This is a genomic window from Romboutsia weinsteinii (assembly GCF_002250835.2).
Classification (GTDB): domain Bacteria; phylum Bacillota; class Clostridia; order Peptostreptococcales; family Peptostreptococcaceae; genus Romboutsia_A; species Romboutsia_A weinsteinii.
In genome coordinates this window covers 1-585 of record NZ_NOJY02000160.1, presented here as the reverse complement: position 1 = coordinate 585, position 585 = coordinate 1, and the positions used below count along the sequence as shown (strand labels likewise).

General features: G+C 52.3%; 6 tRNA genes. All 6 read left to right on the top strand.

Annotated elements, in window-relative coordinates:
* The first annotated feature begins 6 nt into the window (after positions 1 to 6).
* The 6 genes from CHL78_RS20480 to CHL78_RS20455 all read left to right on the top strand — a co-directional run bounded on the left by CHL78_RS20480 (position 7) and on the right by CHL78_RS20455 (position 527).
* Positions 7 to 95, top strand: a tRNA-Ser gene (locus CHL78_RS20480).
* Positions 96 to 99: 4 nt separating this feature from the next.
* Positions 100 to 175, top strand: a tRNA-Phe gene (locus tag CHL78_RS20475).
* Between the two features lie 6 nt (positions 176 to 181).
* A tRNA-Met gene (locus CHL78_RS20470) sits at positions 182 to 258 on the top strand.
* Positions 259 to 266: 8 nt separating this feature from the next.
* A tRNA-Ile gene (locus tag CHL78_RS20465) sits at positions 267 to 343 on the top strand.
* A 21-nt stretch (positions 344 to 364) separates the two neighbouring features.
* Positions 365 to 441 (top strand) — tRNA-Pro (locus CHL78_RS20460).
* A gap of 9 nt (positions 442 to 450) precedes the next feature.
* Positions 451 to 527: transfer RNA gene (locus CHL78_RS20455), tRNA-His, on the top strand.
* The last annotated feature ends 58 nt before the right edge of the window (positions 528 to 585 follow it).

Sequence of the window (585 nt, the reverse complement as noted above, 5' to 3'; positions counted from 1 at the left end):
ATTTACGGAGAGGTGTCCGAGTGGTTTAAGGAGCTAGTCTTGAAAACTAGTGATGCTTAACGGCACCGTGGGTTCGAATCCCACCCTCTCCGCCAATTTGCCCAGATAGCTCAGTCGGTAGAGCAGGGGACTGAAAATCCCCGTGTCGGTGGTTCGATTCCGCCTCTGGGCACCATTTTGTGGCGGTATAGCTTAGTTGGCTAGAGCGTTCGGTTCATACCCGAAAGGTCACAGGTTCGACTCCTGTTACCGCTACCAATTTATATGGACCATTAGCTCAGTTGGTTAGAGCGCCCGGCTCATAACCGGTAGGTCCGGGGTTCGAGTCCCTGATGGTCCACCATATAGATTAAAATAACAAATTCGAGGTGTAGCGCAGTTTGGTAGCGCACGTGGTTTGGGACCATGGGGCCGGGGGTTCGAGTCCCTCCACCTCGACCAAATAGTATGGTGGGTATAGCTCAGTTGGTTAGAGCGCCAGATTGTGGCTCTGGAGGTCGTGAGTTCGACTCTCATTATCCACCCCATTATGATCCATTAGCTCAGTCGGTAGAGCACCTGACTTTTAATCAGGGTGTCCCGCGT